At 47.4% G+C, this 19,507-nt stretch carries 21 protein-coding genes and 1 pseudogene; 15 read left to right on the top strand and 7 right to left on the bottom strand.

The features are described 5' to 3' along the window. Positions 1–387 precede the first annotated feature (387 nt). The 7 genes from EAO38_RS06535 (at position 388) to EAO38_RS06505 (ending at position 3,858) form a co-directional block, all read left to right on the top strand. Positions 388–666: a hypothetical protein gene (locus EAO38_RS06535; RefSeq protein WP_121022264.1), complete on the top strand. Its 279-nt coding sequence runs from the start codon at positions 388–390 to the stop codon at positions 664–666. 58 nt (positions 667–724) lie between these two features. Further along, on the top strand, positions 725–1,075 hold the full coding sequence (locus tag EAO38_RS06530) for a hypothetical protein (RefSeq protein ID WP_121022262.1): 351 nt from the start codon (positions 725–727) through the stop codon (positions 1,073–1,075). Positions 1,076–1,084: 9 nt separating this feature from the next. After that, complete coding sequence (locus EAO38_RS06525) at positions 1,085–1,522, top strand: hypothetical protein (protein ID WP_121022260.1); 438 nt, start codon at positions 1,085–1,087, stop codon at positions 1,520–1,522. A gap of 279 nt (positions 1,523–1,801) precedes the next feature. Then, on the top strand, positions 1,802–2,248 hold the full coding sequence (locus tag EAO38_RS06520) for a hypothetical protein (RefSeq protein WP_121022258.1): 447 nt from the start codon (positions 1,802–1,804) through the stop codon (positions 2,246–2,248). A gap of 134 nt (positions 2,249–2,382) precedes the next feature. Beyond that, positions 2,383–2,523: a hypothetical protein gene (locus tag EAO38_RS08930; protein WP_162982712.1), complete on the top strand. Its 141-nt coding sequence runs from the start codon at positions 2,383–2,385 to the stop codon at positions 2,521–2,523. 60 nt (positions 2,524–2,583) lie between these two features. After that, positions 2,584–2,871 carry a hypothetical protein gene (locus EAO38_RS06510; RefSeq protein WP_162982711.1) on the top strand — a complete coding sequence of 96 codons (288 nt, stop codon included), beginning with the start codon at positions 2,584–2,586 and terminating at the stop codon, positions 2,869–2,871. 105 nt (positions 2,872–2,976) lie between these two features. Next, entirely contained in the window at positions 2,977–3,858 is an 882-nt protein-coding gene (locus tag EAO38_RS06505; RefSeq protein WP_121022252.1) for a DUF6492 family protein, read from the top strand. Positions 3,859–3,877: 19 nt separating this feature from the next. Here EAO38_RS06505 and EAO38_RS06500 read toward each other — a convergent pair whose 3' ends face one another. After that, a complete protein-coding gene (locus EAO38_RS06500) occupies positions 3,878–5,047 on the bottom strand; it encodes a class I SAM-dependent methyltransferase (RefSeq protein ID WP_121022250.1) in 1,170 nt (389 codons plus the stop codon). A 48-nt stretch (positions 5,048–5,095) separates the two neighbouring features. On the opposite strand from EAO38_RS06500, the gene metG reads away from it, so the two are divergent. From metG to EAO38_RS06475, 5 genes are read left to right on the top strand one after another with little or no spacing between them, the layout of a single operon-like run. Further along, positions 5,096–6,934 carry a methionine--tRNA ligase gene (gene metG, locus EAO38_RS06495; protein ID WP_121022248.1) on the top strand — a complete coding sequence of 613 codons (1,839 nt, stop codon included), beginning with the start codon at positions 5,096–5,098 and terminating at the stop codon, positions 6,932–6,934. Next, the gene (locus tag EAO38_RS06490; protein WP_121022246.1) at positions 6,934–7,878 is read left to right on the top strand and encodes a hypothetical protein; all 945 of its coding nucleotides are present in this window, start codon (positions 6,934–6,936) and stop codon (positions 7,876–7,878) included. The genes metG and EAO38_RS06490 overlap by 1 nt, the downstream gene beginning before the upstream one ends. Next, a complete protein-coding gene (cmoB, locus tag EAO38_RS06485; RefSeq protein WP_121022244.1) occupies positions 7,871–8,674 on the top strand; it encodes a tRNA 5-methoxyuridine(34)/uridine 5-oxyacetic acid(34) synthase CmoB in 804 nt (267 codons plus the stop codon). Before EAO38_RS06490 ends, cmoB begins: the two co-directional genes overlap by 8 nt. A 2-nt stretch (positions 8,675–8,676) precedes the next feature. Further along, positions 8,677–9,096, top strand: a complete 420-nt coding sequence (locus EAO38_RS06480) for a PaaI family thioesterase (RefSeq protein WP_121022242.1) — start codon at positions 8,677–8,679, stop codon at positions 9,094–9,096. Then, positions 9,096–10,223, top strand: a complete 1,128-nt coding sequence (locus EAO38_RS06475) for a glycosyltransferase (RefSeq protein ID WP_121022240.1) — start codon at positions 9,096–9,098, stop codon at positions 10,221–10,223. The genes EAO38_RS06480 and EAO38_RS06475 overlap by 1 nt, the downstream gene beginning before the upstream one ends. On the opposite strand, the gene lolA is transcribed toward EAO38_RS06475, so the two are convergent. After that, positions 10,220–10,732 (bottom strand): LolA-like outer membrane lipoprotein chaperone, encoded by a 513-nt coding sequence (gene lolA / locus EAO38_RS06470; protein WP_121022238.1) that lies wholly within the window; start codon positions 10,730–10,732, stop codon positions 10,220–10,222. The genes EAO38_RS06475 and lolA overlap by 4 nt on opposite strands. Positions 10,733–10,808: 76 nt before the next feature. Here lolA and secA point away from each other — a divergent pair, with 76 nt between their 5' ends. From secA to EAO38_RS06455, 3 genes are all read left to right on the top strand, one after another. Next, positions 10,809–13,391, top strand: coding sequence for a preprotein translocase subunit SecA (gene secA / locus EAO38_RS06465; protein ID WP_121022232.1), 2,583 nt, complete (start codon positions 10,809–10,811; stop codon positions 13,389–13,391). Beyond that, on the top strand, positions 13,388–14,626 hold the full coding sequence (locus EAO38_RS06460; protein ID WP_121022230.1) for an ABC transporter permease: 1,239 nt from the start codon (positions 13,388–13,390) through the stop codon (positions 14,624–14,626). The genes secA and EAO38_RS06460 overlap by 4 nt, the downstream gene beginning before the upstream one ends. Before the next feature lie 76 nt (positions 14,627–14,702). Further along, the gene (locus EAO38_RS06455; protein ID WP_121022228.1) at positions 14,703–14,948 is read left to right on the top strand and encodes an RNA recognition motif domain-containing protein; all 246 of its coding nucleotides are present in this window, start codon (positions 14,703–14,705) and stop codon (positions 14,946–14,948) included. A 22-nt stretch (positions 14,949–14,970) separates the two neighbouring features. On the opposite strand, the gene EAO38_RS06450 is transcribed toward EAO38_RS06455, so the two are convergent. The 5 genes and pseudogenes from EAO38_RS06450 to EAO38_RS06430 all read right to left on the bottom strand — a co-directional run bounded on the left by EAO38_RS06450 (position 14,971) and on the right by EAO38_RS06430 (position 19,463). Next, on the bottom strand, positions 14,971–15,987 hold the full coding sequence (locus EAO38_RS06450) for a lipid A deacylase LpxR family protein (RefSeq protein ID WP_121022226.1): 1,017 nt from the start codon (positions 15,985–15,987) through the stop codon (positions 14,971–14,973). A 12-nt stretch (positions 15,988–15,999) separates the two neighbouring features. Next, positions 16,000–16,737: a tRNA pseudouridine(38-40) synthase TruA gene (truA, locus tag EAO38_RS06445; protein WP_121022224.1), complete on the bottom strand. Its 738-nt coding sequence runs from the start codon at positions 16,735–16,737 to the stop codon at positions 16,000–16,002. Continuing rightward, positions 16,737–17,776: pseudogene (locus EAO38_RS06440) on the bottom strand (LptF/LptG family permease). The gene truA and the pseudogene EAO38_RS06440 overlap by 1 nt, the downstream one beginning before the upstream one ends. Before the next feature lie 14 nt (positions 17,777–17,790). Continuing rightward, positions 17,791–18,420, bottom strand: coding sequence for a protein-L-isoaspartate(D-aspartate) O-methyltransferase (locus EAO38_RS06435; RefSeq protein WP_121022222.1), 630 nt, complete (start codon positions 18,418–18,420; stop codon positions 17,791–17,793). After that, the gene (locus EAO38_RS06430; protein ID WP_121022220.1) at positions 18,420–19,463 is read right to left on the bottom strand and encodes a ribonucleotide-diphosphate reductase subunit beta; all 1,044 of its coding nucleotides are present in this window, start codon (positions 19,461–19,463) and stop codon (positions 18,420–18,422) included. The genes EAO38_RS06435 and EAO38_RS06430 overlap by 1 nt, the downstream gene beginning before the upstream one ends. Positions 19,464–19,507 lie beyond the last annotated feature (44 nt).

Genomic DNA, 19,507 nt, shown 5'->3' with positions numbered 1-19,507 from the left:
TGGAAGTTGGGCGGTGTTGCATGGGATTTGTTTAGGGGTGATTGTGTTGTTTTTGGGGATTATCTATGCACTTAAGGCAGGCTAAAAATTAAGTTATCTTCCCCCCTCTGATAGACCCCTTACAGGGGGAGAGGTGGGTGATGCGGGGAGTTGTGCGTCAGTCTCACTTTTTTTAGTTCTTGTTTTTTGAGTTTCTTGCTCTCTTTGATTTTGTTCTTCGTTTTAGACTTCATGTTTGTTATCCGCATTATTTTTCACTAAAAAGTGTGTAAATTTTATCCGTTTTAATACACATCTCTTGTTGTTTGATTTGCTGTAGAGAAGTTTTAAGGTGATATCCATGGCGTTTTGATAGGATCGCCCCACATCTATCTATAGGAGGTGCAAATGCAAAATCGTTGTTCTGTGAAGCAGATGTTTTTAGCAGTGTCCCTTTCTGTGTTGGGCACGTCTTCTCTATTGGCAGAGGAGATCGTGATTGAAGATAGGGGGGTAAAGGGGAGGGAGTTGGGGGGTGCTATTGGGGGTGCTGTGGGGAATGTTAGAGAGAGATTTCCAGAGCGGGAAACCCAACCTAGAGAGCCTCAGTTTCACGAGCGTTCTCCTGTTTACCGCCCTGCTGACTTTGGTCTTCCTATTCCACGACAGGAATGGAATGCGCGCTAGGAAAGCGCGTGGGGAGTAGGTTGTTTTGATCTATAAAGCTTCTTTGAAAGGTTGGAAAATGTATGAGACTTTAAAGCAAGTTCTGTTAGCGGTGTCTGCGGTGTCAGCCTTGGGTGTGTCTTCTTTGTCAGCAGAGGAGATCGTGATTGAAGATAGGGGGGCAAAGGGGAGGGAATATGGGGCTTATATTGGAAGTGGTGTAGGGGGTAGCTTAGGGATCATTACCGCTAATCCTTGGGTTGGACTGGGGGGTTCTATGGGGGGTAGTTTTCTCGGGGCAGAAATTGGTGATCGCGTGGAGGATTTTTTCTCTCCCCCAGAGCCCCAACGCCCAGAGCCTAGACCCGTAACCGGGCCAGAGCCCGCTTGGGGCTGGGATTTTAACGGGTTTGATCGCCCCATCCCCTAGGGAGTCGGTATGCAAAAGCCTAAGTCTTGGTGGGCTTGGTGGACTAGAAGATGGACTTTGCGCGCCAGAGGCCGGTATTTCGCGCTTATGAGCGTGATGCTCCCGGCAATATCCATTAGCAGGGGCGACATAAGTCTGTCAGAAAATAGTCTATGGCTATGGTTGGTAGTGTGGTGTGGGGGGCTTTTGGGGGAGGCTTGTTTTGGCAGGAGGGGGAAGTATTTTAAAACCCGCTTTGATGATTCGATCATCTGCGCTATTGCTATTCTCTTTGGAGCACTACCCGTGTATTGGGCGTTTGCCACTTTTTGGGGGATGCCCAATGCGATCGTATTGTGTTTTTGTCAGCTCGTTCCTATGGCTCTGATCGTGCTTGTGATCAACAAGCTGACCTCTGGACGTTGGCGGGGGTATCCAGAGCACTCTTTGTGGTCGTATCATCGGTAGGCTTTGGCTCAAGAGATTGGCTCTTGTGTGCTTGCTAGGGCGCGCCTTTGCAGGGGTGAAGGGGGGGAGTTAAGAGTTTGCTTCTTTGAATCTTGTTCTCTTTAATCTTGCTTCCCATCTCATGTTCTGTATTTATCCGTGTTGTCTTAGCTAAATGTGCATATTTTACCCCTTTTTGAAGTGGTGCTAGTATCTTTTAGTTTCCTGAATGGAATCTTGCGCAATATTAAGTTATGTTTATTATCCTAAAAAGATAATAATTATTATAGGAGGTTTTAGATGCGCTGGCGTGTGTTTTCAGCTTTGTTTGGCATGCTTGGGCTAGTATCTGTGGATGTGCTAAGGGCAGATGGACAAAGCGATTCTAAAATTGAGGTTCAGGATAGAGGCGCGCCGCTGGTTAGATTGGGAGCTATCGTAGCTGGCAAATTTGTAGAAAAGCAAAAAGTAACCCAGAGGGTGGCTAAAGAGATGGTGGAAAGGGGCAAGGTCGATGCCATGGTTCCAGAAAGGGCGCATAACATGAGAACAAAAGATGATAAGATAATTCCCGGTGTGATGGCTCCTAATAGAGCTATCGCTAAAAATATCGCGGGTAGGAATCCTATTCGAGAGTTCAATGTCCCTAGTAACGCAACAGAGAAAACTAAAGTTTACACCCATTACCATACACATGATAGAAATGGAGTCCATGTATGGTATGGGAAACCAAGAAAGGATTGGTAACCATGTCAGAGGCATGTGTGATAAAATCTAGGATGGTGTTGCCTAATCTCCATGAGTCGAGATGTTCGAGATGTTTTGAGGGTGGCTTTTATTTTTATATTATCTACGCTCCCTGTTCAAGTCTTGAAGAGGAGTTGCGCGAGCTCCAGAGCGCGCATGATATTGTCTGCGAAAATTTTCAGGCAAAAGTCTTCTATCTGCGCCATAAACAAGGCGAAGATTACATGATTAAAACCATGCTAAAAGATAGGACACTGCGCCCCTTTAAAGAATAGCGGGGTTTGGTTGAGTGGGTTTTGCTAGCCCTAGATATAACAAGAACGAGGAGGTCCGTGGTGTCAGAAGCATGTGTGGTGAAATCTAGAATGCGTCTTCCCTCCCTTTTGGAGAAAAGGGGTTATAATTTCTCAGAATATTTTGAAGGGGGGTTTTACTTTTATATCCGTTATGTTCCCTGTGTCAAGCTAGAAGACGAGTTGCGCGCGCTCGATTTGGTGCATACGCTCGTGTGTCAAGATTTTCAAGCTAGGGTATTTTACCTGCACCATAGACATCAACAGAGCGAAGACTATATGATTAAAACCATGCTAAAGGATAGGACCATGTGCCCCTTCAAAGCATAGGTATCTAGGATGCTATGGGGGTTACCGCGTAGGGGTTGCATGTATGAGAAAGTGGGGCTATGGGAGGTCTTGGGGCGTTGTTTTGATCCTTAGCGAGGGTTCTTTGTGTCTAAGGCAACTCTAGTAGATATTGTGATTCCCCTTAAGACGGATCTCGTTCCTATTTTTACCAAGATAGTCCTCCCTTTTGTATTAAAAAACCTCCCTTATCAGAAAATTCTCATCTTGACACATCGGAAAAATTTTTCCCAAGTGCAGCTTAAAAATGACAAAATAAAATTGATAGATGAAGATCAGGTGGTTGAGGGTTTAAACTTTGAAAGCGTGTACCAGTACATGAAATCTAGAGGTGCGCTCTTGCAAAGAACGGGTTGGTATTTCCAGCAGTTTTTAAAATATGCTGTCGCATCTACTAATTTAGTTGGCCCTCAATACCTTGTTTGGGATGCAGATTGCGCACCTTTGCGTAAAATTCATGCTTTTACAAAGGGAGAAAAAGTTTTAATCGACACGACTTCAGAGTACCACCAACCTTACTTTGACACAATGTACAAACTACTAGGACTCAAAAAACAAGTGGATTTTTCCTTTATCGCCGAACATTTGTTGCTGGAAAAACCATTGGTTTTGGAACTATTAGATCGTCTAATGCTGCTAAGAGAGAGAGAGAGAGAGAGATCGCAATGGTGGCACATTATTCTAGATAGCATAGCCTTATCAGATCTTTCATGCAGTGGCTTTAGCGAGTATGAGACCTACGGTAATTTTATAGCCTCTTGCTTTCCGCATAGATTTGAGATCAGACATTTAAAGAAGACTAGAGATGGAACTTTACTCTTAGGGACATCTCCTAGTATGCGCACATTAAAATTCTTTGGGTTATTTTTTGATTGTGTCTCTTTTGAAACTTGGCAAGAAAAATACCGTAACACTCCTCTACGCTATCTAAAAATCTGTAAAGCAATTATCTGTAGCTTGCAGGATTAATTGCGATCGCTTTACTTTTTTAGGGCTTGTAGATGTATTCATGGGTCAGGGGAATGTTGTTGTCCACGCTATGGGTGAATAAAAGTTGGTAGAGGTCCACACTCCCCACGCGAAAAGCAGAAGCACAGCTATTCAAATACAGCCCCCACATGCGCACAAAACGCGCATCATACATGCTCTTGATGATCTCCTCATGGGCGCAAAAGTTTTGATACCAAATGTCTAGGGTTTTGGCATAGTGCAGGCGCAAACTCTCGGCTAAGACTAAATGAAAATCGCTCTCAGCGCTGATAGAAATCACCTCTCTTAAAGAGGGCAGATACCCCCCCGGGAAAATGTATTTGTCAATCCACGCATTCGTAGTGCCCTCAAAGCAACACAAGATGGAGTGTAGCAAGAAAGTCCCCCCCACTTTTAACACTTCTTTGACCTTCTTGAAATAAAAGGGCAGGTTCTCTTTGCCCACATGTTCAAACATCCCCACACTCACCACCTTGTCAAAGCGCTCGTGCATGCCATCTAAATCTTGGTAATTTAAAAGTCTGATTGTAACGCGATCCTCTAAGCCCATGTCCTTAACCCGTTGGCTAGCCTGCTTGAATTGCTCTTCTGAGATCGTGATACCCACCACTTCTACGCTGTATTCTTGAGCCGCCCGAATCGAGAGATAGCCCCAACCACAGCCAATATCTAAGAGTTTTTCGCCCTGCTTGAGATCGAGTTTTTTGAGCGTGTGATCGAGTTTTTGTAATTGGGCTTGATAGAGGGTGTCCTTTGGCGTTTTAAAATAGGCGCAAGAATAACTCAAAGTTTCATCTAGCCAAAGCTTGTAAAAATCATTGCCCAAATCATAATGGCTTTGGATATTAGAACTCTCTTTATTGGGCTGTTGGATGGGTATCGCGCTATCGTGTTTGTGTAGGTGTGTATAGTGGGTCTGCAAGTAGAGCACACGCATCACCGCGTCCATAGAACCTTCAATGTCAATCACACCATCCATATACGCTTCTGCAATGGTCAAAGACATGTCTTTTTTGATGTCGCTCATTTTCAGGGGGCGGTTGAATTTGATGGTGAATTTAGGGGTTTTTGTGCCGTTGAGATACACTTCTTTATCCCAGAAAATGATGCGATAATCCCCATTCTTAAAGCGCTTGAACATGGATTTTAAAAACACCTTAGCTAACATCAATCTCCTTTTGTGCTATTATATGCTTTTAGACTTAAAGGCAGACGCATGCAAAAACTGGTCTCTACGCCCATTTACTATGTTAATGATGTCCCGCATTTAGGGCATGCCTACACCACTTTTATTGCCGACATGCTCACAAGGCACCACACCCTGCGCGGGCATGAAGTGTTCTTTTTGACAGGTACGGACGAACATGGACAAAAGATCGCCCTGAGCGCCCAAAAACATGGGTTAAGCCCTCTAGAATACGCCTCTCAAATCAGCGCGCATTTTAGATCACAATGGGATTTCTTTGACATTAGTTACGATCATTTTATCCGCACCACAGACAGCGCGCATGTCCTAGCTGTGCAACGCGCCTTTGTTACCATGCTAGAACAGGGCGATATTTACAAAGGCACTTACAAGGGAGCTTATTGTGTGAGTTGTGAGAGTTTTGTGGCTAACCACGCGCGTTGTCCAGATTGTCAGAGAGAAACAAGCATCTTAGAAGAAGAGAGCTATTTTTTTAGATTAAGCCAGTATCAAGAGCCCTTGTTAGAGTTTTACGCCAAAAACCCTAGAGCCATTTTACCCACCAGCCGCGCGCCTGAGGTGTTGCGCTTTATTGAACAGGGCTTGCACGATCTCTCCATCACGCGCACCAGTTTTGAATGGGGGATCAAGCTCCCCCCCACATGCAAAGACCCCAAGCATGTCATCTATGTTTGGTTGGACGCGTTGCTCAATTATGTGAGCGCGCTGGGTTATCCGCATGGGGAGAAGATGGGCTATTTCAACCATGCCATCCATGTAGTGGGCAAGGATATTTTGCGCTTCCATGCCATTTATTGGCCCGCGTTTTTGATGAGTTTAGGGTTGCCCTTATTCAAACATCTCTGTGTACACGGGTGGTGGACCATTGAGGGCGTGAAGATGAGCAAGAGTATTGGCAATGTGATCAACGCCCAAGAAGTGGCGCAAAATTACGGCAAGGACCCCTTGCGCTATTTTCTCTTGCGTGAAGTGCCCTTAGGGCAGGATGGGGATTTTAGCCTTGAGGCGTTGTTGCGCCGCTCCAATGCGGATTTGAGCAACACTTTAGGGAATTTGTTGCAACGCTTGAGCGGCATGGCGTGGCGTTATTTTGAAGGGCGCATTGAAAGCGCGCAGGTTTTGCAACACTATGCCCAAGATTACGCCACCCTGAGCGCGCTTTTTGAGCCCCTAGAAGCGAGCATGCAAGAGATGCAGCCCCATAAATACCTAGAGGATCTGTGGAAAGTCTTTGAGGGAGCTAATGCGCTCATCGCGCGCGATGAGCCATGGAAAATGCGCGATCAAGCCAAGATCATGGCGTTGTTAGGGCTTGTCGCGGCCCTGCTAGCCAAAGCGACCTACTACCTCTACCCTGTGATCCCACAGAGCGCGCGCAAGCTAGCCGACATCCTAGGTTTAAAGCTAGAGGCTGAAGCGTTTGGGCGTATCCAAGAAAATCCTTTTTTAGATGCCTTCGTGATTGCCAAAACCCCGCCCCTTTTCCCCCGCTTAGAATTGATCCAAGCCCCCAAGCCCAAAACCCAAACTATCAGCTTAAAAGATTTTCAAAAGCTAGAGATTCGCGTAGGGCAGGTGGTGAGTGTAGAAAAGCTAGAGCAGAGCGACAAACTCCTATTGTTGCGCGTGGATTTTGGGGATAGGGTGCGCGTCATTCTCTCTGGGATTGCCAAGCATTACGCGCCCAAAACTCTAGAGGGGCAACAGGTGTGCGCCTTGGTGAATTTAGAGCCGCGCAAAATGTTAGGGGTGCTGAGTGAGGGCATGGTTTTAAGCGCTGGGGATGGGGAGCATTTAAGTCTGATCGCGCCTCTAACCCCTATGAAAAATGGGAGTGCCATTAGCTAGTGCATGTGGCTGAGGTGGTGGAGATCACTAGGGGGGTGCTTAAAAGCGCGCCCTGTGTGCGCGCCTTTAGCCATGTCAGTACAGACCCTAAGAACACGCAAGGGGGGCTCTTTATCGCCCTACACCCTCAAGACATCGCGCAGGCGCTAGCATGCGGGGCTTATGGGGTGCTTTACGATCAGGACATGGGCATTAGTGATCCAGAAATTGCGTGGATCTTTGTGCCCCAAGTGGCTAAAGCTCTAGAGAGATTATTGCGCTACCACTTATTGGGGGTGCGTCTACTCTGTGTTGACGCAGTGGAGTTTGCCATTCTTTCTAGGATTTTGCATGCCAAACATGTAGTGTTGTTTGAGGGGGAGAGTGTGGAGCTGCTGAACCTATCCCTTTTAGAAGTTTCTTGCATTGTGGCGCACACCCCCGCTTTTAAGAGTTTTTTTGAAAAGGAGTTAGACCTAGAGGGTGCTCCGCCCTTTCAAATCTTGTTAGCCCAACTCTTTAACTTGAGTGTTCTCTATCAGGGCGTGCGTTTTGATCTCAAATTGCCTAGTTTCTATGCCCCGCAATTAGCCCGCGCGCTCCTTGCTTGTGAGGCGTTGGGGGTGTGCGCGCAATTAGACCACTTGGGCATGTTGCCCTTCATGCGCGCCTTTTACACTAATGACGCGCTAGAGCCCTGTGCGCATGGCTGTAAGGTGCTTGTGGGAGGGGTGCTCTTGGATCACATGCGCGCGCTCCTTGATCACACCCGCACAAACGCCCCTTGGCACCATATAGAAATTTTCACCCCCACCCCCCTAGAGATCGCCCACCAACTCTACTGCGATCTCAATCATTTGAAAATTTTACTGCGCGCTCCCTTTACTCTGGGTTTTGTCTTGGGGGGTGTGGACATAGGCGCGCTGTTGGCGTGTAGACCCCAGCAGGGGAGCTTATTTGGCTAATTATTGCTTAGATCAGGGTTTGCGTATTTTCTTAAGCGAGGGGGTAGACCTAGATTTGCTTTATGAAAGGGCATGGGCTTTGCGCCCATGGCGCAAGGGTCCCTTCATGCTAGAACAACACGATCGGGGCTTTAAAATCCAAAGCGAATGGCGGAGTGATTTTAAATGGGATCTTCTCAAAGATTGCCTAGATTTAAGAGGTAAGCATGTCGCTGATGTGGGCTGTAATAATGGCTACCACCTCTTTTGTATGGCTAAGCAGGCTTGTGCAAGCTTGAGCGGGTTTGATCCTAGTGCGCTGTATAGGGCGCAATTTGAATATTTAAACGCGCTCTTGGGGCTTGATATTCTCTATGAGAGTTTGGGGGTGGAGAATCTGCGTACTTATCCAAAACGCTTTGATGTGATCTTTTGTTTGGGGGTGCTCTACCACAGAAAAGACCCCCATAGCGCGCTCAAAGCCTTGCACATGGGGCTTAATCAAGAAGGTGTGCTGGTTTTGGACACCCTCATTTATGAAAGCCCCCTAGAGGTCGCGCTCTGCCCGCGCACCTATGCTAAAATGCGCAATGTCTATTTCATCCCCAGCCCTGGTGCCTTGCAAAATTGGGCGTTTAAAGCGGGCTTTAGCACTTGTACTATGCTTGCCAAACGCCCCACCACCACACAAGAACAGCGCAAGAGCGCATGGATTGAGGGCTTGAGTTTGGAGCATTTTTTAGACCCAAGCGGGACGAAAACGCTGGAGGGTTATGACCCCCCCTTGCGCGCTTACTTTATCTTAACAAAAGGCTAGACATGAGTGATGCACCCCTTGAGGAGGGTTTGGTGGTTTGTTCTAGATTAGAACAAACCCTATGCGCGGATTTGATTTCTTTTGGATCGGGAAAGGCCACGGTGTGTCTTGTCCCTAAAGAGTTCATGCTCTGTGAAGAAGATGTCGTGCATGCGGGCTTTCTTGTGAGCGCGGCGAGTTTTGCCGCCCTTTGCGCGCTCAATAAGAAAAATAGCCTGATTAGCTCGATCAAGTTGAGTTTGCTCGCCCCTGTAGAACTGAAACAGGAAGTTTACTTCAACGCGTCTATCAGCCACACCAGTTCTAAAAAGGTGTCTGTACGCGTAGAGGGGGAGTTTATGGAAATCAAAGTTTTTGAGGGGGATTTTGAAATCTTAGTTTTTGAAAAGCGCCCCTTCAAGTTCAACTTCAAGGAAGATTAGTGGTTATTGTGCTGGTGGTGGATAGTTTTGAAAACAAGAGCAATGGCACTTCCATGACCGCTTATCGTTTTTACAAGGCCTTGCAAAGGCATGGGCATGCGGTGCGCGTGGTCGCCCCCTTTGTGCAAGGGGAGGGGTTTTTCAGTGTGCCTGAGCGCCATATTCCCTTGGTAACCCAAATTGCCCACAAGCAACATATCCTCTTTGGCAAACCCCAAAGAGAAGTCTTACAACGCGCCTTTGAAGGGGCGGATATTGTCCATCTCTTCTTGCCCTTTAAATTAGAAAAAGTCGCTATAGAAGTCGCGCGTTCTATGCAGATCCCCTTTGTGGGGGCGTTTCACTTGCAACCCGAACACATCACCTACAATATCAAATTAGAAAAGCTCGCTTGGTTGAATCGCGCGATCTTTTGGTGGTTCAAACACAATTACTACCAGCACCTCAACCATATCCACTGCCCTTCGCCTCTAATCAAATCTGAATTAAACAGACATGGTTATGGGGGGAAAAAATATGTGATCTCTAATGGGTTTGATCCTCTCTACACCCCCCGCACGCACAACACAAAGACAGACGATCTTTACCACATTGCCATGGTGGGGCGTTATTCGCCTGAAAAAAACCAACGCGTGCTCATTAAAGCGGTGCATTTGAGCAAGTACCGCGCTAAAATCCAATTACATCTCAAAGGGCAGGGGCCTTGTTTGGGCGCGTTGCAAAGGCAGGCTAGCCAATTAGCCCACCCCGTGGATTTGGGTTTTGTAGAGCCTAGTGCCTTAATAGAATTGCTCTACCAATGCGATCTCTATGTGCATAGCGCAGATGTGGAGGGGGAGGCGATCGCGTGTTTAGAGGCAATGGGCTGTGGGGTGGTGCCCATCATTTCAGATAGCAAGATTAGCGCCACCAATCAATTTGCCCTAGATAATCGTTCTCTTTTTAAAGCCAATGACCCCATAGACCTAGCGCGCCAAATTGACTATTGGCTCGAACACCCTGCAGAACGCGCCCTTGCCGAAAAAGCCTATGCCCAAAGCGCGCAAAATTACACTTTAGACAAGTCCATCGCGCAGACCCTAGAGATGTATCAAGAGGTGATTGAGGATTTTAAGCGCATTTACTAATGGCGCACCAAATCCACCCCCTTGGGGAGTACAAAGACAAACATCGAATCTTCTAAAGGGATATTGATTTTCACAGCGCTAAAGGTGATTTGGACCTTGTTATTGAGTTTGTCTGTGAACTCTAGCAAATAGGGTAACTTGTCTTGCAAAGTGAGGTAGTAGGTGGTGTCTTTGATCTTGGTTTTATAACGCCCATCCTTTTGGAGCTTGGCTTTTTTGAGAATGGTGAAGAAATCCAAAGACTTGTCTAACTTGGTGAGGGTGGCTTGCAAGAGCTGAGGCTCATAGACCACCACACGCTTATCGCGCATGTAGATCTCTTTGGCAGAGGGTTTGTCATAGACCCATTTTACCAAATCGGGCATTTTGGCAAAGATTTCGCCCTCATAAACGGGGCTAGGGCCTTCGCCCAGCACCACCTGTTTGAAATGCGCGCTAAAACTCTGAAAATGCAAATCCAAGCCCAACAGCCCCCCCACCCCTAAGCATAAAATAGCGATCCAGCGCATGCTCTTCTCTTTTAGGCGCGATTGTATAAAAATTTGTTAAAATCTAGGCTTATGTTAAAACAACATGGATACCCACATGATTAAAACCCTTGTGAACAAAATTATCGGTACAAAAAATCAGCGTGCCATCAAAGCCTATCAACAACGCGTGGCGCGCATTAACGCGCTAGAAAAGGAATGCAGTGCCATGAGCGATGCGCAGTTGCAACAGCTCTTTGAGAGCTTGAAAACCCAAGTGCGCCATCAAGAAAAAAGCTTGGACGAAGTCCTATGTCAGAGTTTTGCCATCACGCGCGAAGCGTCAAAACGGGTCTTGAAAATGCGCCATTTTGATGTCCAACTCATCGGGGGCATGGTCTTGCATGAGGGCAAGATCGCCGAGATGAAAACCGGTGAGGGCAAAACTTTGGTGGCGACTTTGGCGGTGGCTTTGCATGCGATGAGTGGGCAAAGCGTGCATGTCGTTACAGTCAATGACTACTTAGCCCAAAGGGACGCTAAAGAAATGGAGCCCCTCTATAACTTTTTGGGCTATAGCGTGGGCGTGGTGGTGGGGGGGAGCTTTGATGAGGAGCGGCTAAGTATTTATGCCAATGATGTTGTTTATGGCACGAATAATGAATTTGGCTTTGACTACTTGCGCGACAACATGAAATACGCCCTAGAGCAGAAGGTACAAAAAGAACATGCCTTTGCCATCATTGATGAGGTGGATTCAATTCTCATTGATGAGGCGCGCACGCCTTTAATCATCTCTGGTCCTGTGAATAAGCGCATGGAGAATTACGAGCGTGCGAACATGGTCGCCCAAAACATGGAGCTAGACACAGATTTTACCATTGATGAAAAAAACCGCGTGATTCTCATCACCGAAGAGGGCATTAAAAAGGCAGAAACACTCTTTGGAGTGGACAATCTCTACAGCCTAGATAACGCCATTCTCTCCCACCATTTGGATCAAGCCCTCAAGGCGCATTACTTGTTTGCCAAAGATAAGGACTATGTGGTGTCTAATGGGGAGGTGGTGATTGTGGATGAATTTACCGGGCGCTTGAGTGAAGGGCGGCGCTTTAGTGAAGGGTTGCACCAAGCCCTAGAAGCCAAAGAACAGGTGGGCATTAAAGAAGAAAGTCAAACCCTAGCCGACATCACTTTTCAGAACTATTTTAGACTCTATGACAAGCTTGCAGGGATGACGGGCACCGCCCAAACAGAAGCGACCGAGTTTTTAGAAATCTACAATTTGGAGGTGATCTCCATCCCCACCAATATCCCCATCCAGCGCAAGGATTTAAACGATCTCATCTACAAGAGCGAAAGAGAGAAGTTTGAAGCGGTGATCGCCAAAATTAAAGAATTGCATGCCAAGGGGCAGCCCGTATTGGTGGGCACGGCGAGCATCCAAAAAAGCGAAGTCTTGCATGCGCTGTTGCAACAAGAACGCATCCCTCACACCGTGTTAAACGCCAAGCAACACACCAAAGAAGCCGAGATTATCAAGGACGCAGGGCTTAAAGGGGCAGTAACAATTGCTACCAACATGGCCGGGCGCGGGGTGGATATTAAACTCAGCGAGGAGATCAAAGAATTAGGCGGGCTTTACATCATCGGTACAGAACGCCATGAGAGTAGGCGCATTGACAACCAACTTCGAGGGCGCAGTGGGCGTCAAGGGGATCCAGGGGTGAGCCAATTTTATTTGAGCTTGGAGGATAGCTTATTGCGTATCTTTGGGAGCGATCGCATTAAGGGAGTGATGGAGAAATTGGGCTTGAAAGATGGCGAATACATCGAATCCAAGCTAGTAACGCGTTCTGTAGAAAACGCCCAAAAGAAGGTAGAAGCCCTGCATTTTGAAAGCCGCAAACACCTGCTAGAATACGACGATGTGGCTAATGAGCAACGCAAAACCGTCTACAAATTCCGCAACGAGCTTTTAGACGATGATTACGACATTAGCGCGCGTATTGAGGAGAATCGGCAATATGCGGTGATGAAAATCTTAGAAAGCCAACAAGCCTTTGAAGTGCAGGATTTTAGCCCAGAGGATTTAGAAAACATCGCCCATGTTTTGCAAGAAGAATTTAATGCGCACATTGATTTTACAGATTTACAAGATGAGAGTATCACGGGTTTAGAAACCTTCATCCTCAACGCGCTAGAAAAGCAATACCAAGCCAAGATGGAGCATGTCGAGGAGCGCAATAAGATCGAGCGCATTATCTATTTGCAGATTTTAGATAACGCGTGGCGCGAACACCTCTACACGATGGACAATCTCAAAACCGGAATCGGGCTTAGGGGGTATAACCAAAAAGACCCCCTTGTGGAGTATAAAAAGGAGAGCTATAACCTATTCTTGGAGCTCATCGATTCGATCAAATTAGAGGCGATCAAGACCTTTCATAAATTAGAATTGAGCGCGAGTACCCATGAAGACACCCAGAGATTCTTTAGCGATTTAGAAGGCGCGCAGGAGGAATTGCGTTTCAACAATTCAGACATTGAATTGGCCTTGAGCAATTGGGAAATGGAAGAGAGAGAAGTGCCTAAGAATATCTCTAGGAACGCCCCCTGTTATTGTGGGAGCGGGAAGAAATACAAACATTGCCACGCTAAGAGCGGCCCTAAAAAAGGGATGTTTGCCAAGCCCAAATGAGTCAGATTGCCCCCTCTTTAGTGCCTTTTTTGGTGCGCCGTTATCTGCGTTTTGACAAGAATCAACCCTTCATTAGCATCACCGCTTTTTTGGCTTTTTTGGGGGTGGGGGTGGGGGTGATGGTGCTCATTGTGGCGATGGCTATCATGAACGGGATGAGTAAGGAATTTGAAAACAAGCTTTTTGTGATGAATTACCCCTTAACCTTATACACGACAAGTTATGCGGGCATTGAACAGAGCACTTTGGAGGCATTAGAGCGCAAATTTCCCCACCTGATCTTTAGCCCCTATTTGCAAATGCAGGTGGTGGCGCGTTTCAATGGCATGGTGAATGGCGGGTTGTTATTTGGGGTGGATATAGATAGAGAATTGCGTATCAATACTATTTTAAAAAAGAGCTTTGATACAGAGAGTTTAGTGCGCTTCAAATCCACACCCTTTCATCTCATTGTGGGTAAAACCTTAAAAGAGTCGCTTTTATTGGGCAAAGCTAAAAAATTAGATTTGTTCTTCACTAAGTTAGAACCCACTGGCTTTGTGCTCTCCCCCACCATGAAACGCTTTGAAGTAGATGGTGTCTTTGAATCCGGGCTTAGGGCTTATGACAATAGCTATCTGTATACCAATTTAAAAGCCCTGAGCGCGATTAGAAATCTGCCCCCGGGGGTGTATGATGGGATTCATGTGTATTCCCAACACGCCATGGAGGACATGGATAAAATCAAAGAAGCGCTTAAAGAAATCCCCAATCATGGCGTGGGCATTGAAGGGTGGTGGCAACAAAATGGGAATTTCTTTTCGGCAATGGCGCTAGAAAAGCGCGCGCTCTTTATCGTGTTGATGCTCATTATTTTAATGGCCTCTTTAAACATCATTAGCTCCTTGCTCATGGTGGTGATGCACCGCCGCAAAGAGATCGCTCTCTTGCTCAGTCTGGGGGCGAGCGCTCCAGAGATCAAGCGCAGTTTCTTTGTGCTAGGGAGTGTGATTGGGGGAAGTGGGATTATTTTAGGGGTACTCTTAGCATTCTTGGCGATGGGCTTTTTAGCGCACTTTCCTATTATTTCTTTACCTGCTGATGTCTATGGCATGGATAAATTGCCTTTAGATTTGGCGATGACGGATTTCTTAGGAACACTCATAGGCGCGATTCTCATCGTTGCGCTTTCCTCCTACTACCCCGCGCGTAAGGCGGCCAGTGTGGACGCGCTGGCTGTATTGCGCAATGAATAGGACAATTTAAGCTAGATTGTGCTAGAATGGACGGGTCTTTTAGCGTAGCTAGAGAGAAATTTCGCGGAGAGAGCACTTGAAGAATATTTATGTAGGGAATTTGGTGTACAGCGCTACAGAACAAGAGGTGGAGGAACTCTTTAGTCAGTTTGGAGCAGTGAGCTCTGTGAAGCTCATTTTGGATCGCGAAACCAAAAGGCCTAAGGGGTTTGGATTTGTAGAAATGGAAGATGAAGACGCACTCAAGGCGATCAGTACTTTGGATAATACAGATTTTATGGGTAGAACCATCCGCGTTACAGAGGCTAACCCTAGAAAGTAGTGTCGCTTGCGTTTTTAGCATTCTAAAAAGCAAAGCTGATTTCGGCCGTGCCGATATTGTGGCTTTGGGGCTGTTCACGGAAGGTTTTGCTCAAGTTAGTGGCAATGATGGCGATCCTAAAGCCCTTGTAAAGCAGGGCGACCCCCCCTTCTAGGGTATAGAACGCAACGGGGAGGTGCGTGATATCGCGCGTCTCCGGGCTATTGCCTTGGACAAAGATGTCGACAGGTTGGTAGCTTCCTGATACCCCGGCGAAAATGTAAAGGGATAACTTATCGCTATAGGGGAATCCCCCACTTAGATTGGAGTTGATTTTATTGGGTCCAAAATCTGCGTCTAGATTATAGCCCACGCGCAACATGGACCCTAGGCGGGCCTGCGTGATGGCGTTGCCCAAGCTGATGTTTACCCCGGGAATCAAGTCTATGCCAAGTAAACGTGTTTTTAAGAGGGGAATCTTACGCAACCATTGGTAAGAAATTTCAAAGATAAATTCATTGCGGATTTGGTATTGCCAACCTAAAAAACGCCTGTCGCCCAACTTGTTGTGCACCCAGTCCTGGATGTCTTGGGCAAATGCGTGGGGTCCTACTGTGCCCAAAGAAATAAACAGGCTTTCCAAGCTGTGCGCGCTACGCTGAAAAACCCCTAAATCTGCTCGGAGATAGCCCGCATAAAGGTGATCCCCGGGTACCACGCCTTGCTGGCGGTGGTGTTCTAATAGGGGGGTGTAAATGCTTTGGCTCACCAACAGCGCAAAACGTGTCATCTTGGGGGATCTATAGAGTAAGCTCATATAACGGCTCCACGCCAGCCAAGACTTGGCATAGGCCGCTCCCCAAAAATTGTATTCCTTACTCACATAACCCGCGCGATTCCCCGCCGTGTAATAGCGATCAATGGGGTGCAAATACGCATCATTTTCGCTTAATAGGGTGATGTATTGCTTTTTAAAGGGTATTAAGGTGGTGGGGGTCTCCAACAAAGAGCGCGCCCAAGCTACGCCACACGCAACGAATAACAATAGCCATCGTAACAAGTCAATCCTTTTTCAAGCAGGTCCATAATCCACCCGTACCAAATAGAGCCCTTGAGGGGGGGCAGGGTGGGAGTGGTGGCGTTGTTGGGCGCGGATTTGGGTCTGTAATTGCCCCAAACTCAAATGCCCTAGGGAGTACGCCAACGCCGCGCCCACCATCAAGCGCACTTGAGCGCGCAAAAAACGCGGCGCGCTGATGCGTATGAGCACGCAGGGTACGCCCCAAAGCGTGCGCGCATGGCATTTAGCAGAGATGATTTGCCCTTGGGTGTTGCGCCAATCCCCCTCTTGTTTGCTAAATAACTTAAAATCATGCATGCCAATAAAGCAATTCAACGCCTCTTGAAGGCGATCTAAATCCCCATGCTCGCAACAGGCGATGTAGCGGCTCAAAAAGGGGTTATGGAGCGCTTTGCTGAGTACATAGCAATAGGTGCGCATGCGCGCGCAAAAGCGCGGATGAAAATCTAGGGGCACGCTTTGTAACCGCTTGCAAACAATGTGTGGGGCGAGCTTGGGGGGGAGATGTCTTTGCAAGGTCTGTAAACTTAAAGGAGCACAAAAAGAGAGTACTTGGGCTAGAGCGTGCACGCCTCTATCGGTCCTGCCCGCGCATAACAGGGGGCTAGTGATGCCCAAACTCTGCAAGGCGTGCTCTACAACCCCTTGCACACTGGGCAGATGAGGCTGTTTGGCGTAGCCATAAAAAGCACTCCCATCGTAAGCGATTCGCATTTTAAAGCGATTCATCAATAAAAACGCACCACCACGCGCCGGTAGAGGACATACGCGCCCAAAGCCCAAAGCAGGGGCAGGGCGATCGTGCCCACTAGGGGCGCGTCCTGACTGACAATGTGCATGCCTAAAAAATACAACCCCACAGCGACTAACACATAGACATAGGAGAGATTCTTAGCGTAGCGAGGGTTGGCGATCCCAAAAAGAGGGATGAGAAAGAGGCTAGCTAGAGGGAAGAGCGCAACAAGCACCGCTTGGGTAAAACGCCGTTGTTGGTTTTTATCTGGGTGGTCTCCAAAGGCTTTTTTCCAATAGCCTATATAGTCATGCCCATGCAAATACGCCGCGTTAGAACGGCTAGAAAATACGGGTCTATTTTTTAAAATGAGTTCCTTAAAATGCACCTTGCGCACTTGATCCTTAGTGGCAAAATAGGCGTTGCCATGGTCTAATTCCAACTCAAAGAGCCCCTCTTGATTGCGGATTCTGCCCTCTTTGGCGATGATGAAACTCTCTGTCACCAAACCCTTGTGCGAAAAGAGTACCAAATCGTTAAAAACCCCATTCTCACTCTTGCCCACATACACCAGCCAATCCCCCAATTTTTGCCCAAATTCCCCCGCTTGGATATTCACATCCACACGCTCTTTTTTATCCCGCAGAAAAGAATAATAAGCGCTCTTAGAGGCCGGGACCAAATGAGAGAAAAGACCAACAAGATCGCGCTCACCACCACGCACAAGGGCAAAAGCGCCTTCACCAACTGCTTGGGCGCGATCCCTAAAGAAAAGAAAACCAGCAGTTCGTGATCGTAAGAGAGTCTGGCCAATCCAATCACACATGCCCCAAAGAAAGTGATAGGGATGATGAAGAAGATTGTCCCGGGCAAAAGGTAGATATAGAGTTGCAAGAGATCCAACGCGCTCAATTTGACCACTAAAGTTACCGTGGCGATGCTAATGAGCATCACAATGGAGGCGATGAAAAAGAGCACCAAAAAGAAAGAAAAGAACACTTGGGCTATGGCATTGAGCATATAGCCTTTGGCGATGCGCATAAACCCCCCTAAACCCCCCGCTCAATCCCATCTACAATCGGGACAAATAAACAGCTATCCAACACGCTTTCCACCTCCAAACGCCCTTTTTGCTTGACAAAGCGGGTGATTTTTTGATCCTGCATGCCGATGGGGGCGAGCAAAATCCCCCCCTCTTCGAGCTGATCGACCAGCGCGCTAGGGACACTGCGCGCGCATGCCGAAAAGAGAATGCGATCATAGGGGGCATAATCTGGCCAACCTTGTTGCCCATCGCCTAATTTGGTGTGGATATTGGTAACCCCTAGTTTTCTAAAGCGCTCTTTGGCTTCTATGAGGAGTTTTTCAATGCGCTCAATGCTGAACACACGCCGAAAGAGTTTGGAGAGTACCATGGCCTGATACCCGCTCCCACAGCCCACTTCTAACACGCTATCCACTTGGTAGGGCTTGAGAAACTGGGTCATTTTGGCCACGGTGAGGGGCGAGCTGACGAATTGATCCGCGCCCATGGGCAATGCGTCTAGATTGTAGGCGAGTTGTTTGGAGGGTACGAATTCTTCGCGCGGGATCGCGCAAATGGCTTCTTTGATCCTCTCTTCTAGGGGGAAGTGCTTGGCAATGGCCGCGCACATGTGGGCGTTTTGAATGCGGTGCATCAAAACCCTTCAAAGCTCAACGCGCCCTTGGCGTAATTGCTCACCCGCGCCTCAAAGAAATTGGAGCGTTGGTCGTTGAAACTGGCAAATTGATCAACCCATCTGATGGGGTGCTTGGTGTGGTAGAGCTTGGGCAAGCCCACGGCATGCAAGCGCGTATCGGCCAAGTACTCAATATAGGCGCGCAGATTGACCGGGTTTAAGTCTAAAATCTCGCCCTGGGTGATGATGCGCCCCCATGTGCTCTCCAATTCTACGGCTTGGTGAAACATCTCTTGTACCTCTTTAATGAGATCGGGGGTAAAAAGATCTCTTCTCTCTTTCTTGAGGGCGTTGATCATGTTTTGAAAAAGGGCGAGGTGGGTAACCTCATCGCGTTGGATAAAGCGAATCATCTGGGCAGACCCTAGCATTTTGCCACTTCTAGCCAATGCGTAGAAAAAGCTAAACCCGCTGTAAAAATAAATGCCCTCTAAAATTTGGTTAGCAAAGAGGGCTTTGAGCAAATTGTGCTCGGTTTGGGTGTGTGCCAAATCCATATAAACTTGCGCGACACAATCGTTCTTGTTTTTCAACGCCTCATCGGTGCGCCACATCTCATAGATTTCATCGCTATTGGCGCTAATGCTCTCCACCATCACCGCATAACTATGGCTATGCAGGGCTTCTTCATAGGCTTGACGCACCAAACAGAGATTGATTTCAGGGCTGGTGATGAAGGGATTGATATTGTCAATGAGATTATTTGTCTGCAAGCTGTCCATAAAGATGAGCTGGGCTAACGCGCGATCGTAACCGATTTTCTCTTGGGTACTGAGCTTGAGATAATGGGTTTTATCCCCATGCATGCCTACTTCTTCGGGAAACCAAGTGTTGTGCAGCATGGTCTTCCACAACTTATGCGCCCATTGGTATTTGATCTGGTTGAGATCGAACATCCCGGTAGGATTGCCCCCAAAGATTGAGCGCTTCTGGGCGGGCTCCACAGATTGGGGGTTGTAAATTTTTTTGCGTTTAAGAGAGCTGTCTAATTCTTCTTTCATGTCCATACGCTTTAAAAAGGATTTGATCGTCCACTATACCCCAT

The sequence above is a fragment of the Helicobacter vulpis genome (assembly GCF_003660395.1).
Lineage (GTDB): Bacteria > Campylobacterota > Campylobacteria > Campylobacterales > Helicobacteraceae > Helicobacter > Helicobacter vulpis.
Note: the sequence above shows the minus strand (reverse complement) of the source record. Positions and strands in the feature narration are given on the sequence as shown.